Origin of the sequence: Paenibacillus camelliae (genome assembly GCF_023715345.1) — a bacterium.
In the GTDB taxonomy this organism is placed as follows: Bacteria; Bacillota; Bacilli; order Paenibacillales; family Paenibacillaceae; genus Pristimantibacillus; species Pristimantibacillus camelliae.
Map to the genome: position 1 here is coordinate 96796 of NZ_JAMBNY010000008.1, position 14546 is coordinate 111341.

A 14546-nucleotide genomic window follows, 5' to 3' on the forward strand; every position below is an offset into this window, starting at 1 on the left:
ATTGTCACTGCGATTAAGACTAACGCTATGGTATTCTGCAATGCTTGCAGGAGCTTTGTTGATTTTTGGTGGTATTGTTTACTTTTTTATAAGCTGGAATACGTATTCCGAGCTAAAGGATCAGGTTCGTGCGCAAAATGAAAAGCTGAATATTGTTGGGACATCCTTCTTTAATTCGCTTGATCTTAATCTTGATCGGCAGTCACGGATAGAGGGCAAGGATATGTATGTGCAGCTCGTAAATTACAGCAACGGATTGATACGTCGATCAAGTAACCTTATTGAGCAGGATATGCATATTCCCTATCAAGATGCAGCATCATCACCTCAGATTGGTTTTGTTGAGACACAGGTCGTTATCGGATCTAAAAAATACAATATGATTACGTATCAGAGACCACTGCACATTCAAGATGAGCTAGTCGGGCTGCTACAGGTCGGAGCCATTCCATACAATGAGGAGCAATTTCTAAAAGGGCTGTTGAATAGCTTACTGCTTGCTTCGATTGTCACCGTGCTCGTAGCCTTTTCAATCGGAATGATTATTGCGCGCCAAGCACTGCGCCCGATTGAGAAAGTAATCGATGCGACAAGAAGCATCGAGCGCGGCTCCGACCTCAGTGTGCGTATTGCTGACCCGCCTGTAAAGGATGAGATCGGCACCTTGGTCGATACTCTTAATCTGATGCTATCAAGACTAGAGAAGGCCTACAATGAGCTGGATGAAGCATATAAAGCACAACGCCGCTTCGTCTCGGATGCTTCGCACGAGCTGCGTACGCCATTAACTACGATAAGAGGCAATATTGATTTGCTAGAAAAGATGTGGTCGCAAACGAAGGATCAAGCTCAGTTAGATAACGCTGTGAACAGCATCATTCCAATATCGGAGAATCATTTTGCGCTGTCACAGGAAGCGATGACAGACATATCAGCAGAAGCTAAACGCATGTCAACGCTTGTGAATGATTTGCTGGCACTAGCACGTGCTGACGCGGGCTATGTTATGGAAAAGGAGAGAGTTGACGTCTATTCCTTAACGGAAGCGGTTGTCCGACGTGCGCAGCTGTTGCCACGACAAGCAAGCTGGGAGGTTGGCGATCTTAGTCCACTTAAGGATGTAGCGGTACACGGTAATGAGGATTATCTACAGCAGCTGCTGTTCATCTTCATTGAGAATGGATTCAAGTATACGCCAGAGGGTACCGTTACATTGAACGCTGTACGCAAGGATGATTTTATGGCCTGGATAATAAGCGATACGGGTCTAGGTATGAATCCAGAGCAGGTGCCGCATATATTTGACCGCTTCTACCGGGCGGATGAATCACGCGGTGTAACAGCTGGCACAGGGCTCGGTCTTGCCATTGCAAAGTGGATTTTAGATGAGCATCAAGGCAGCATTGAGGTAACGACTGAGGAAGGAAAAGGCTCGACATTCACCATCTGGCTGCCGATAGACTTTTCCTAAGCGATACAATGGGCTATAATGGTTAGAACAGACTGCTTAAGAGGAAGTTCAAAAAGTACAGCTTTGATCACGAAGCAGTAACTGGATGCGTTTTCGACATCGAATATTGAATTCAGCCGAGCCATCCGGTGCTCACGTACCTTTATGTACGCTGCGCTCCTCTGTCTCTAGCTTCTTTCAATCTTCTCGGTGCTGAAAGCTGAATTTTTGAACATCTATTTAAAGAGGAAGTTCAAAATCCAACTTTGATCACAAGTAGCACTGAAAGATTATTCTCGGTGCTGAAAGCTGAACTTTTTGAACACTTATTTTACGTTTTAAGCAGAATGTTGCAAGACAAGCATTGTATAGAGAGTAGGTGCAAAGATTGGAAATCGTTAAAATATCTCCGCGCGGCTATTGCTATGGTGTTGTTGATGCTATGGTACTTGCTCTGCAAACGGCAAAAAATCAAAATTTGCCAAGACCGATTTATATTCTTGGAATGATTGTTCATAATGCTCATGTCACTGAGGCATTCGAGACGGAAGGTGTAATTACACTGGATGGACCGAATCGTCTTGAAATATTAGATCAAATCGAAACAGGTACCGTTATTTTTACAGCTCACGGTGTATCGCCTGAGGTTCGTAAAAAAGCACGTGAAAAGGGCCTGACGGTTATCGATGCAACATGCCCAGACGTCACAAAAACTCATGATATCATTAGAGAGAAAAGTGAAGAGGGCTTCCATACCATTTATATCGGTAAGAAAGGTCATCCCGAGCCAGAGGGCGCAATTGGTGTGGCGCCGGACATGGTTCACTTGATTGAAAAAGAGGATGAAATTGCGAGCTTAAGCTTTAGCTCCGATGTTCCGCTTCTTATTACGAATCAAACGACGATGTCGCAATGGGATATCCGTCATATTATTGAAAAGCTAAAGGAAAAGTTCCCGCATGCTGAAGTGCATAATGAGATATGCTTAGCAACACAGGTGCGTCAGGAAGCAGTTGCTAACCAAGCTGGAGAGGCACAGCTATGTATCGTAGTCGGTGATCCTCGTAGCAACAACTCTAATCGTCTAGCTCAAGTATCAGAGGAGATTGCTGGTGTTAAAGCTTACCGCATTGCTGATCTGTCGGAGCTGAAGCAGGAATGGTTGAAGGGCATTGATCGGGTCGCTGTTACGTCCGGTGCATCGACGCCTACTGCATTAACGAAGGAAGTTATCGATTATTTAGCACAGTATGAGCATGACGATCCATCTACCTGGCCGATTACACGTACGGTTAATATGGAGAAGATTTTACCAAAAATTAAAACGAAATAATATTATTTCCTAAGATTAAGGCATAAGTCTAGAATACAACTAGGCTTATGCTTTTTTTATTGCAGGCCTTTTTATGGTTGACATTTGCAAGGGAAGCGATTATGATTACTTTATTAGATAAAAGCATAAAAGCGTCGAAGCACATAAGCATTAAAGCATATAAGCGTGAAAGTGTTATGTGTTATACACATAGGCTGATATAAGTAAGTACAGTTGCCGAAGTAAAGGAGAGAAATAATATGATCGTTATTACAAAAAATAATGTACCAGAAGAAAGATTGCAGGAAATTGTACAGTTTATCGAGCGTAGAGATGGGATGAAGGCCCATATCTCTAAAGGAACTGATCGGACAGTTATTGGTATTATTGGGCAAGCAGATCCTCAGCTCGGAGAACAATTAAAATCGATGCGCGGCGTTGAGAATGTCATTAAAATCTCAAAATCCTACAAGCTGGCAAGTCGCGATTTTCATCCAAATGATACCGTTATTGAGATTAACGGTGTAAAAATAGGCGGTAGTCATGTCGTAGTGATGGGCGGACCTTGTGCGGTTGAAAGCCCTGAGCAAATCGATGAGATTGCTAGACTAGTAAAAGCTGCTGGTGGCCAAGTGCTGCGTGGTGGTGCTTTCAAGCCAAGAACAGGACCTTACAGCTTCCAAGGAATTGGTGTTGAAGGTTTAGAGATGATGGCAGAAGCAGGGAAAAAGCACGGGCTGCTTACGATCACTGAGGTAATGACGCCAGAATATGTGGATGTATGTGCACAGTATGCTGATATATTGCAGGTTGGTACGCGCAATATGCAAAACTTCGATCTGTTGCGCAAGCTAGGTACGATTCAAACGCCTGTGCTGCTGAAGCGCGGATTTAGTGCTACTTATGATGAGTTTTTGAACGCAGCAGAGTATATTCTAGCTGGTGGCAATCCAAACGTCATGCTGTGTGAGCGTGGTATTCGCACATTCGAAACGTATACTCGAAATACGCTAGATCTATCTGCCATTCCAGTGCTTCAATCATTAAGTCATCTGCCAGTTATCTCTGACCCGAGCCATGGAACAGGTCGACGCGAGCTTGTAGAGCCGATGAGTAAGGCATCACTTGCTGCTGGTGCGAACGGCTTAATTATTGAGATGCATACGGATCCAGACAATTCAATGACTGGGGATGGTGTTCAATCGTTGTTCCCAGATCAATTCGCTGCATTGCTTAAGGATCTGGAGAAGCTAGCACCTATTGTAGGCAAGGAGTTCAATACAGAGAAAGCACCCGCTGAAGCATTTAAAGAATGGATTAAATAGTACTACACAGCTACAGCTGCTTACCTCAAGCTTTGAGGCTAGCAGCTGTATTTTTACATAATTTTGCTATTATGGCTTGAGTTTTGACAATTTGCGATTCATCAGCTACGATAGGGACTTATATCGTCCACTATGCTTTGGACCAATATTGATAGAAATGGAGAATCGCTATGTCAACGAATTTACCAAATTGTCCGAAATGTAATTCCATCTACACGTATGAGGATGGCACACTGTTTATCTGTCCTGAATGTGCACATGAATGGTCGCCTGCTAACGATCAGCAAGCTGGTGATGAGCTAGTCGTGCACGATGCGAATGGCAATCTACTTCAGGATGGAGATACGATCACGATAATAAAAGACTTAAAGGTGAAGGGCAGTTCTTCTACCTTGAAAATTGGTACGAAGGTTAAAAATATTAGATTGATCGACGGTGATCATAATATTGATTGTAAAATCGACGGCTTTGGAGCAATGAAGCTGAAAAGTGAGTTTGTGAAAAAGGCATAACCCAGAAAGATTTTTTAGGACAGCATATTGAAGCTGTCCTTTTTATTTTTACGCAAGCAAGACAACCAAGCGATTGAACCATGCGATACAACCAAGCGTTCTATTCTTACACACGATAAAAAAATGAGCTAGACAGAATAGAAGGATTTACATATAATTTCTAAGTAATTCCAATTTTTATTTTATTATCTTATTTTTAGGGGGGATCATATGCTTCAAGCAATGTATGATGGAAATTTGAATGCTAAGCCTGAGGATGTAGGATATGACAGAAAAAAGCTAGAAGCACTGAATGAGCACTACGAGAAGCTGATTGAACGCGGAACATTGCAAGGAGCGAGCTATCTGATCTCCAAAAACGGACATATCTTCGCCCGCTCTGCGATGGGCAAGCTTCGGTATGCTTCGGACAGCCAAGACCTGCTTCCTCAGTCCATCCGCAAGGTTTATTCCATCACGAAAGCGTTTACGGCAGTGGCTATCGGACAACTCATTGACCGTGGTTTATTGTACCTTCATCAGTCGGCTAGCAGTATATTACCCGAGATGGATAACGATAAGCATCGACAGATTACCATATTTCATTTGCTAACCCATACCTCTGGTTTAAATGGAGACCCAGGGTTTTACAACGAGCCATATGGACTACCTTGGTTCGAGTGGACGGCAGAAGAGATTCGCAAGCAAGATCCATCAATCAACTGGAAGAAAGTGATCTTGGCGGGACCACTACAACGAATGCCTGGTAAGGAGTGGATATATTCAACGAGCGCTTACGCGTTGCTTGGTGCAATTATTGCAGCCGTATCGGGTAAATCCTATGAGCAGTACATTTATGATGAAATTTTGCAGCCGCTTGGCATGAGTCGCACCTTCTTTACGGTGCCAGAGGCAATGCACGATGAAGTGTGTGTAACGAGCAGCTGGCAGGAGGAAGAGCTTTCTCGTTCAAATCTAGCAAGTGACGACGATCCACCGAAAGCTGGTAATGGCTTATACTCAACGCTGGATGATCTGTGGATTTTCGGCCAGATGATGCTGAATGGCGGACAGTATAATGGTAAGCGCATTCTATCTCCCCGTGCAATCCAGCTGCAAACCACCAATCACCTACACAATGTTCCTCATCAAGGCTGGGGCAGCAATCATAAAAACTATCCCTATGGGCTCGGTTGGTCGCTAGAACACTATGATCTTTGCTCGAAAGGCACCTATTCTCACGAAGGCTTTGGACATAGCGGGCTATATATTGATCCTGTTGAACAGCTTGTATTCGTATTTTTCGTTCCTTCTCAGCAAGGCTACACGCATGAATCCGTTTTGCTTCCTCGCTCCATCGTGTGGTCAGGCATCCTCTAGTATCTGGTATCATATGCCGCAAGCTTCATGTCTACTAAATCTATTGAAATCATATGATTGCTTGTATAGATAAACCTATAATCCTATGAAATGGAGGAAAGATGATGTCCTTAACGACAGAACCATCAAGAATGGACTGCAAGGAGGCAGGGTTTTCGGAGGAAGTGTTAGAACGGTTAAACGATCACTTTGCCCAATTAATAAAAGCAGACAAAATTCAGTGCGTATCTTATGTGCTAGCTCGACATGGAAAGGTTTTTGCGGATGGTGCGATGGGGCGTCTGCGCTTTGATCGTCCAGAATCCATCATGAATAAGGATTCTATTCGGCGGATCGCCTCGGTTACGAAGCTGTTTACTGCCGTAGCTATATTTCAGCTCATTGAGGAGGGTAAGCTGTTTCTACGTCAATCTGTAGCGGATTGGATCGAGGAATTTAAGCATCCATTATATGAGTCAATCAATATTATGCATCTGCTTACCCATACATCTGGCCTACGTGCAGACCCGTTTTATTACTTGGAGCCATATCCCGCAGGCTGGGGATCAGTACTGTTCGCTTACCAGCCGGAAACAGAGGGTCCGCATGCGATTACGGATTCTGAGGAGCTTGCAAAGCAGCAGCGTACAGCATGGATTCGTGCACTGCTGTCAGGCAAGCCGCTATCCAAGCCCGGTGAGGAGTGGAATTATTCATCGGCAGGCTATACAGTGCTAGGAGAAGTAATTGCAAGGGTGAGCGGCATGAGGTATGAGGAGTACGTTATGGAACGTATTGTTAAGCCGCTAGGCCTCGAGCGTACATTTTTCGTAGTACCTGAAGAGCTTCAAGATGAAGTGTGCATCATCAATGAGTGGGAAAGCTCCCGTCTAAGCAGTAAGCTTGGTCCGAATGATGCACCAAGAGCAGGCGGCGGCTTGTATTCGACGCTATCGGATCTCAATCGATTTGGTCAAATGCTGTTAAATGGTGGTGCCGTTGATGGCGTAAGAATCTTGTCTCGCAAGTCCGTCGAAAAAATGATCAGCAACTGCTTAGATAAAGGGATCGATGCCTTTAGCTGGGGAGGAAGGCTGAAGGATAAAGCATATGGTCTCGGGCCGCTTCTAATCGCGCCTGGTGAATGGATAGAAGAGGACACTTACGGTCACGAAGGAGCAGGACGCTGTATTCTGCTGCTCGATCAAAAACGACAAGCAGTCATTCTGTTTTTCGTGCCGTCTAACAGTGATTGGTGTCCTGAATCGATGATTGGTACTCAAAATGTGATCGGAGCGGGATGGCTTTGAACAAGCAATGGGCGATCATTCGAGCGATCGGCTTCGTAACCTATAAGGAATGGGCGGCCTTCCGTTCCCATATGCTCGCCTCTCTTTTTGTAGGACCTGTATTGTTCCTCGTACAAGTATTTATATGGCAGGCGATGTTCGTGGGGAAGGAAACGATTAACGGATTAACCTTCGAACAGATGCTGACGTATTACGGAGTCGTAACGTTGATCCACTATATTACATTTGATTTTGCTGATTGGAATTTGCAGATGCTCGTACGCAGTGGCAAATTCGTTACATTCGCCTTGCGTCCTTTGCCGCACTGGGTATTTGCTTTAGCACAAAAGCTAGGTCATCGCACGCTCGCGTTAGGGTTTGAGGTGCTGCCGGTGCTGCTGCTGTTTGTCTTATTGTTTCAGGTGCAGCTTGTCCCAGTTGCCCCGGGCTGGGCAGTGGTATCGATATTACTAAGCTTTCTAATGAGCTTTATGATCAATTATTGTGTTGGCCTCACTGCATTTTGGCTAGTCCGAGCGGAAGGCGTTAGACGCGTATTTCTACTGCTGAAGGATGTAAGTGCAGGGGTGTTTCTGCCCCTGTCCTTCTTCCCAGAAGTGGTGCAGAAAATACTGTTTTTTCTGCCCTTTCAATTTATTACGTATTTGCCGACGCGCGTGTTTATTGGCGACTATGAGCTGGCTGGCATACGCTTGTCCATTGCAGAAGCAGTTGGCTTGCAGGCATTGGCCGTCGCAGTGACCGCGGCCCTGATGCTTCTTATGTATCGCGCGGCACTTAAACGGTTTACGGGGGTTGGCGTATGAAGGGAATACTAGCATGCTGGAGTTCCATGATGAGAGTAAAGCTTGCAGAGATGATGGCATATCGCAGCCACTTTATATTAAGTGTGCTGCTGCTCATCGTAGGTGATCTTGTTGTTCCTCTCGTGACGCTGCTCGTCTATCGTTCTGGAGCATCGTTTCCGGGATGGACATTGCATGAAGCGCTCCTTGTACAGGCAGTATTTGTACTAGCCAAGGGAATTGCCTTCCCATTTTTCTTCGGCATGGTCGGAACGACACTTTCTCAGGTTCGTGAAGGCACCTTCGATCTGCTTCTGTTAAGGCCGAGACCTGTTATGTTTATGTCGATGCTTTCTGGGTTTGATCCTGATGATTTTGGCAGGCTCGTTAGCGGCTCGGTGTTGTTTGCCTTTGCAATGCAAGGCATCGTTATTCCTGGAGGAGCGGCATGGGTTCAATTTAGCTTGTTGTTTATTGCCTCGATTGCGATTTTATTTTCAATGTCATTGTTTTTGTCGGGGATATTGTTTCGCTGGGTAGGCAGCAGTCGAGTATTTGATATTTTTGATGCGGTGTCAGGCTTTGGTATGTATCCGGGTACCATTTTCTCTAAAGCGCTGCAAAATGTGTTTACGTATATATTGCCGATTGGATTAATTGCATTTGTGCCAGCCTCCGCATTGCTTGGCAGAGAGGGCTGGGGCTCGCTATGGACACTAGCTTCAGCCGCAGCGCTGGTGCTGCTCGGAATAGTATATTGGAATCGAATGCTGAAAAATTACACGAGTGCAGGCGGCTAATGATGTGCATAGGAACGGAAAGCGCGGTGTTAATCGATGATAGAAGTAAATGAGCTAAGCAAGAAGTATTATACCTTTGAGCGCGGCCATACGATGCGAGAGGTGATCAAAACACTTGTGCATCGGCCGATGAAGGAAATATGTGCGGTGAATCGCATCTCATTTAAGATAGAGCAGGGTGAGATGGTGGCCTTTCTCGGGCCAAACGGCGCTGGAAAGTCAACAACGCTGAAAATGCTGACCGGGGTTTTACATCCTACCTCCGGTGAAGTTAGAAGCCTTGGTCTTGTGCCATGGAAGCAGCGTAGGGAATATGTACGCCGTATTGGAGCTGTATTTGGCCAGAAGTCGCAGCTCATATGGGATATTCCACCCTCGGATGCATTCTATATGAATAAAGCGATTTATAGTATTTCAGATAAGGATTACGCTGAAACGCTAGATGAATTGGTTGAGCTGCTTCAGGTTGGTGATGTGATGAGAAAGCCGACTCGACAGCTATCTCTTGGTGAACGAATGAAGTGCGAGTTTATTATGGCGATGCTTCATCGCCCTGAGCTTGTGTTTTTGGATGAGCCAACAATTGGTCTAGATATGATCGCCAAGGAGAATATACGAAGCTTTATACGAAGCATGAACAAGCGTAAGGTGACTTTTATTCTTACGACACATGATCTTGAGGATGTCGAGCTTCTGGCGGAGCGAGTAATGGTCATCAATCACGGCCAGATCGTTGTTGATGACAGCTTAAACGGTTTAAGAAACAGACTTGGCAATAAAAAGTCAGTTCGACTAACTACCGAGCAGCCTGTGCCTGATTCGCTGCCTGCTGGCCTGAAGCTGCTAGAGCGTATCGGACCGCTTGAGGTGGAGCTGGAGATAGATACGTCAGCTCTAGCGCTAAAACCGTTTATATCTCAGTTTAACGAGTCCTATGGCATCATAGATATGGCAATTGAGGCTCTACCTATCGAAGCCGTAATGAAGCAATTATACGAGCAATCTCATACTCCCGTTCACAGCGTATAACGGATGTATAATGCAGACCTATGCCCAAGAGGTGTAGGTCTTTTTACAATGGTGCTGTTTTCAGATTCATATAGCTTGATGTAACATTTGTTTTGATTAATAGGAACGTATGTTCTATAATGAATAATAGTGAAACTACATAATAATTGAGGTGTTGTTGTTGAGACCTGCTTTAACGAAAGATATTCATATTCAAAGCTTTAAAGATTACTACTGGCTTAAGGAAGAGCTGCAAGCCTTCTGCAGAGAACACGGACTAAGTGCTAGCGGCTCAAAAACGGAGATTTCTGAAAGGATCGAGTTTTTTCTTCAAACTGGGGAAATAAAAAAGCCTACACGAGCATCGAGCTCCATGAAGAAGGCTGTATCTTCAGCGGAGCTTACACTGGATACGGTCATTACTGAAAATCATCGCTGCAGTCAAGAGGTGAGAGCATTTTTCAAGTCAGTGATCCCGAAGTTTCACTTTTCTACCTATATTCAAAATTATTTTAAAGAAAATGTAGGCAAGACATACCGTGATGCAGTGGATGCGTGGGTTGAGGAAGAAAAACGAAAGAAGGAGCCTACATATAAGAAAAAGATCGCTCCTCAATTTGAATACAATCAATTCATACGTGATTACTTTGCAGATCCGAGTAATCAAGGGAAAAACCGTGAAGCAGCCATTGAAGCTTGGAATGCGATAAAGAAGCTTCCTGGCAGCAACAAATATATTCCAAATCAGCATGGATGATTGAGGGAATAAATGGGTGATCTCATTTATGAGGAATAATCTGCTGAACATTTTAGTATACATGTGCAGGATTGGATAGTTATAGAAGCGAAGGAATATATATGGCAATGAATCGAGCGAAGCGTTGCATAAGGTTTAGAGTGATCTGAGCCTTGTGCAATGCTTCTGTCTGTACTAAGCGCTGTTGAGCCGGAGAGGGGGGACATGAAGGGGAAGATAGATTTCACCGGCGTAAACCTTAAATAGATAATAAGTAAAACGTATAGAGGATGGGACTGGTTGAGACATGGCTGCTCAAAAACAACTAGGAAGTGATGATTAATTGGATTCCCCGAAAATACTATCGCAGTTCTTCAAAAAGACCTGGATTGCTTATGTTATTTCAGTTACCTTGCATGCGATTGCCAACATTATTCAAGTCCAATTTCCTCGCGTTCTTGGTGATTTTACGGACGCGCTGCAGCTGGGACAATTAACTTGGGATGGTGTATTACAATCAGGCTGGGAGCTGTTAGCAATCGGTATTAGCTTTACGGTGCTTGGGGGCATTGCACAGTACCTTGTGATGTATACGGGAAGATACTTTGAATATATGAATCGCTCGCGGCTATATCAGCAATTTTTACAGCTAAGCGAACGATTTTATGCGAGCAATGGCGTTGGCAAGCTGTTAAGCTACTTTATGAACGATGTGACTGCGGTAAGAGAATCGATCTCGATGGGTGTAAATCAGACGGCAGGTGCATCAATGCTGCTGATCTCTACCATTGTTATGCTGCTGCTCTCTAATGTTCCGCTTTATCTTGTTATCGCATGTATTATTCCGCTGTTATTCATTCCTGTTATCGTCGTGTGGATTGGTCCGAAGATTAAGCGTCGATCACTTAAGGTGCAGGAAGCTCTCAGCGCGATGACTGCATCTGCAGAGGAGCAGTTTGCCGGTATCCGCGTAACAAAGAAATTTGCTGTTGAGTCAATTATGATCGAACGATTTGGTGCAACAGTTGATGAGATACGCAAGCGACAGCTGCGATTAGTACGTATTTCCTCATTGTTCCAAGCTACGATTCCATTTCTCGGCGCACTATCGCTTATCGTTGCTATGGTGTATGGAGGATATTTAACGGTACAAGGGACGATTACGCTTGGAACCTTTGTTGCATTGACGCTATATGTACGTATGCTGATGAATCCGTTGCAGCAGCTCGGCAACGTTATCAATGTCGTGCAGCGAGCACGGGCTTCACTCGAGCGATTGAATGATCTGATGAGGCAGAAGCGAGAAATCGTTGAGCTGGAGGATGCTAAGCCACTGGATCCAAACGATGCAGCTATCGAGCTGCGCAACCTTTCATTTAGCTATGAGGCAGCTCACAATGGAGAGTTGGATAAGCAAGGACGTTTGGCGCTGAATAATTTGTCGCTAACTATTCCGCAAGGAACGACCTTAGGCATTATCGGGCGTACAGGCAGCGGGAAAACGACGCTGATGAAGCTGCTATTGCGACTCTATGATGCTCCTGTTAATTGCATTCGATATGGTCGACATGATATACGTTCAATAAAGCTGTCGAGCTTAAGAGAAAGCATCGGCTACGTGCCTCAGGACGGATTTTTATTTAGCACGACCATTCGTGATAATATTGCTTTCTCAGATCGCAGTATGGACGATAAGAAGGTATATGAAGCAGCTCAGCATGCTAGAATTTATGACAACATCATGGATTTTCCTGAGCAGTTTGACACAAAGCTCGGAGAGCGTGGGGTGACGTTGTCTGGTGGACAGCGGCAGCGCACAAGTCTAGCAAGAGGTATGATTAAGGATGCACCTATCTTAATTCTGGATGATAGTGTTAGTGCGGTTGATGCGATTACAGAAACAGAAATATTAAGCAATATTGCAAAGCTTCGCTCCGGTCGAACAACGATTATTATCGCGAATCGAGTAAGTGCGTTGAAGCACGCAGACCATATCATCGTTCTTGAGCAAGGCAGCATTATTCAGCAAGGCAAGCATGAACAATTGCTTAGCGAGGATGGATTATATCGCAGGCTGTATGAGCTGCAGGAGGAGGGGACGCGCGCATAATGGCACAGGCGATACGTAATTGGGAGATGGATCAAAAGTCAGAATCGAATGATCCCAATACTCCAAAGCAAAAGCAAAAATTCAGTTCAAGCTTTCGTGTATTATCTGTTTATATGCTAGAGCATAAAAAAACATTTATTGCATTTATCATTTGTACATTGATTGCAATAAGCGGAGAGTTGCTGCAGCCTTATTTGCTAAAGCTGGCTATTGATGATCATCTAATGATTGGTAATACTGAATATCGAAGTCTACTGCTAATCGGCTGCATGTATTTCGGCTTGTCTGTCACAAGCTTAGTATTTTCATTCTTTCAACATAATCTGCTGCAAAAAGCGGGACAGAGTATTATTGCGAGCATTCGTAAGCGGCTGTTTGAGCATATTTCGAAGCTATCAATGTCCTACTTTGATCGAGTGCCAAGTGGCAGCCTGATCACCCATGTCTCGAGTGACACTGAAGCGGTCAATCAATTTTTTCATCAGGTTGTGCTGAGCATCGTTAGAGATGGCTTTACGCTCATTTTTATACTGGTCATGATGTTTCAGCTTGACGTGACGCTGACGTTGTACAGTTTAATATTGCTTCCGATTATTGCGGCCATTGCCATTGCGTTTCGCACGTATATGAGAAAGACATACCAACTGGCAAGAACACGTCTATCAAGGCTGGTAGCTTTTACAGCGGAGAATCTATCAGGAATGCCTTTAATTCAAGTATTTTACCAGCAAAGGGAACAAAGCAGACAGTTCAATGAAAAGAATGAATCATATTTCCGTGCTAATCTGCGAGAGATCCGGACGAATGTTATTTTCAACCGCACCTTTGAGGTATTAAATAATTTGGCGATCGCTTGTGTCGTTTGGTTTGGAGGCAGAGCGGTGCTAGGTGATACACTTGCATTTGGTGTACTGTACGCCTTTATTACGTATATTCGATTGTTTTTCCAGCCGATCAATACGATTACACAGCAATGGAACACGCTGCAGGCAGCTAATGTCGCGATTCAGCGCATTTGGGGCATTCTATCGATTGAGCCAGAGGTGCAGGATGCGAAGCAGCCTACGAAGCTACCTACTCCTATTCGAGGTGAGATTGAGTTTCGAGATGTAACCTTTGCATATGTAGACAATGAGCCAGTTATTAAAAACTTGAATTTGAACATTCAATCGGGGCAAATGATCGGTGTTGTAGGAACGACGGGAGCTGGCAAAAGCTCTCTCATTAGCCTGCTATGCCGTTTTTATGATATTCAGCAGGGTAATATTACGATCGATGGCATATCCATTAAGGAGCTCCCTCAGCATGATCTGCATCGAACGGTTGGACTTGTGCAGCAGGAGCCGTATTTGTACACAGGCAGTGTGCTTGATAATGTTCGTTTATTCGAACCTTCGATCTCACGTGAAACGGTCATTGAGGCATGCCGATTTATCGGTGCAGACCTTATTATTGAACGCATGCCTGAAGGGTATGATACACGCTTATCAGAGAAGGGAAGCGGGCTTTCGGCAGGTGAACGTCAGCTCATTTCATTTGCTCGCATATTAGTCTTCCAGCCGCGTATCCTCATATTGGATGAAGCGACGGCTAATCTTGATTCTCAGACAGAGCAGCTCATTAATCGTGCACTAGATTATGTTTCGAAGGGAAGAACAACGATTGTTATCGCGCACCGACTGTCAACGATCATCGGAGCTGATCGAATCATAGTGATGAGAAAAGGGGAAATTGTCGAGCAAGGCACGCATCAGGAACTGATTCAGATCAATGGGATTTACAAGGAAATGATTGACTATACACAAGGTAAAGGCCAACCAATCGTATCGTATTGATTCGTAACAGAGTAGAGAATGTAAT

General features: G+C 44.5%; 12 protein-coding genes. All 12 read left to right on the top strand.

Annotated features, from left to right (window positions below):
- Position 1: 1 nt before the first annotated feature.
- The 12 genes from M3180_RS14075 to M3180_RS14130 all read left to right on the top strand — a co-directional run bounded on the left by M3180_RS14075 (position 2) and on the right by M3180_RS14130 (position 14521).
- The gene (locus tag M3180_RS14075; protein ID WP_251668571.1) at positions 2–1471 is read left to right on the top strand and encodes a sensor histidine kinase; all 1470 of its coding nucleotides are present in this window, start codon (positions 2–4) and stop codon (positions 1469–1471) included.
- Positions 1472–1838: 367 nt separating this feature from the next.
- Entirely contained in the window at positions 1839–2783 is a 945-nt protein-coding gene (locus tag M3180_RS14080; RefSeq protein ID WP_251668573.1) for a 4-hydroxy-3-methylbut-2-enyl diphosphate reductase, read from the top strand.
- 239 nt (positions 2784–3022) lie between these two features.
- On the top strand, positions 3023–4087 hold the full coding sequence (aroF, locus tag M3180_RS14085; protein WP_251668575.1) for a 3-deoxy-7-phosphoheptulonate synthase: 1065 nt from the start codon (positions 3023–3025) through the stop codon (positions 4085–4087).
- 170 nt (positions 4088–4257) lie between these two features.
- Positions 4258–4599, top strand: coding sequence for a zinc ribbon domain-containing protein YjdM (locus tag M3180_RS14090; RefSeq protein WP_251668578.1), 342 nt, complete (start codon positions 4258–4260; stop codon positions 4597–4599).
- 210 nt (positions 4600–4809) lie between these two features.
- The gene (locus M3180_RS14095; protein WP_251668580.1) at positions 4810–5958 is read left to right on the top strand and encodes a serine hydrolase domain-containing protein; all 1149 of its coding nucleotides are present in this window, start codon (positions 4810–4812) and stop codon (positions 5956–5958) included.
- A 101-nt stretch (positions 5959–6059) separates the two neighbouring features.
- Complete coding sequence (locus M3180_RS14100) at positions 6060–7247, top strand: serine hydrolase domain-containing protein (protein ID WP_251668581.1); 1188 nt, start codon at positions 6060–6062, stop codon at positions 7245–7247.
- A complete protein-coding gene (locus tag M3180_RS14105) occupies positions 7238–8053 on the top strand; it encodes an ABC transporter permease (RefSeq protein WP_251668583.1) in 816 nt (271 codons plus the stop codon). Before M3180_RS14100 ends, M3180_RS14105 begins: the two co-directional genes overlap by 10 nt.
- On the top strand, positions 8050–8832 hold the full coding sequence (locus tag M3180_RS14110; RefSeq protein WP_251668585.1) for an ABC transporter permease: 783 nt from the start codon (positions 8050–8052) through the stop codon (positions 8830–8832). Before M3180_RS14105 ends, M3180_RS14110 begins: the two co-directional genes overlap by 4 nt.
- A gap of 36 nt (positions 8833–8868) precedes the next feature.
- On the top strand, positions 8869–9861 hold the full coding sequence (locus M3180_RS14115; protein ID WP_251668587.1) for an ABC transporter ATP-binding protein: 993 nt from the start codon (positions 8869–8871) through the stop codon (positions 9859–9861).
- A gap of 160 nt (positions 9862–10021) precedes the next feature.
- Entirely contained in the window at positions 10022–10597 is a 576-nt protein-coding gene (locus M3180_RS14120) for a DUF6434 domain-containing protein (protein ID WP_251668589.1), read from the top strand.
- A gap of 322 nt (positions 10598–10919) precedes the next feature.
- Complete coding sequence (locus tag M3180_RS14125) at positions 10920–12686, top strand: ABC transporter ATP-binding protein (protein WP_251668592.1); 1767 nt, start codon at positions 10920–10922, stop codon at positions 12684–12686.
- Complete coding sequence (locus M3180_RS14130; RefSeq protein WP_251668594.1) at positions 12686–14521, top strand: ABC transporter ATP-binding protein; 1836 nt, start codon at positions 12686–12688, stop codon at positions 14519–14521. Before M3180_RS14125 ends, M3180_RS14130 begins: the two co-directional genes overlap by 1 nt.
- Positions 14522–14546: the final 25 nt, after the last annotated feature.

What these genes read in the sequence shown, in the direction of transcription:
- aroF (WP_251668575.1), top strand. Translation starts at nt 3,023, where the DNA reads ATGATCGTTATTACAAAAAATAATGTACCAGAAGAAAGATTGCAGGAA.
- M3180_RS14090 (WP_251668578.1), top strand. Translation starts at nt 4,258, where the DNA reads ATGTCAACGAATTTACCAAATTGTCCGAAATGTAATTCCATCTACACG.
- M3180_RS14095 (WP_251668580.1), top strand. Translation starts at nt 4,810, where the DNA reads ATGCTTCAAGCAATGTATGATGGAAATTTGAATGCTAAGCCTGAGGAT.
- M3180_RS14100 (WP_251668581.1), top strand. Translation starts at nt 6,060, where the DNA reads ATGATGTCCTTAACGACAGAACCATCAAGAATGGACTGCAAGGAGGCA.
- M3180_RS14105 (WP_251668583.1), top strand. Translation starts at nt 7,238, where the DNA reads ATGGCTTTGAACAAGCAATGGGCGATCATTCGAGCGATCGGCTTCGTA.
- M3180_RS14110 (WP_251668585.1), top strand. Translation starts at nt 8,050, where the DNA reads ATGAAGGGAATACTAGCATGCTGGAGTTCCATGATGAGAGTAAAGCTT.
- M3180_RS14115 (WP_251668587.1), top strand. Translation starts at nt 8,869, where the DNA reads ATGATAGAAGTAAATGAGCTAAGCAAGAAGTATTATACCTTTGAGCGC.
- M3180_RS14130 (WP_251668594.1), top strand. Translation starts at nt 12,686, where the DNA reads ATGGCACAGGCGATACGTAATTGGGAGATGGATCAAAAGTCAGAATCG.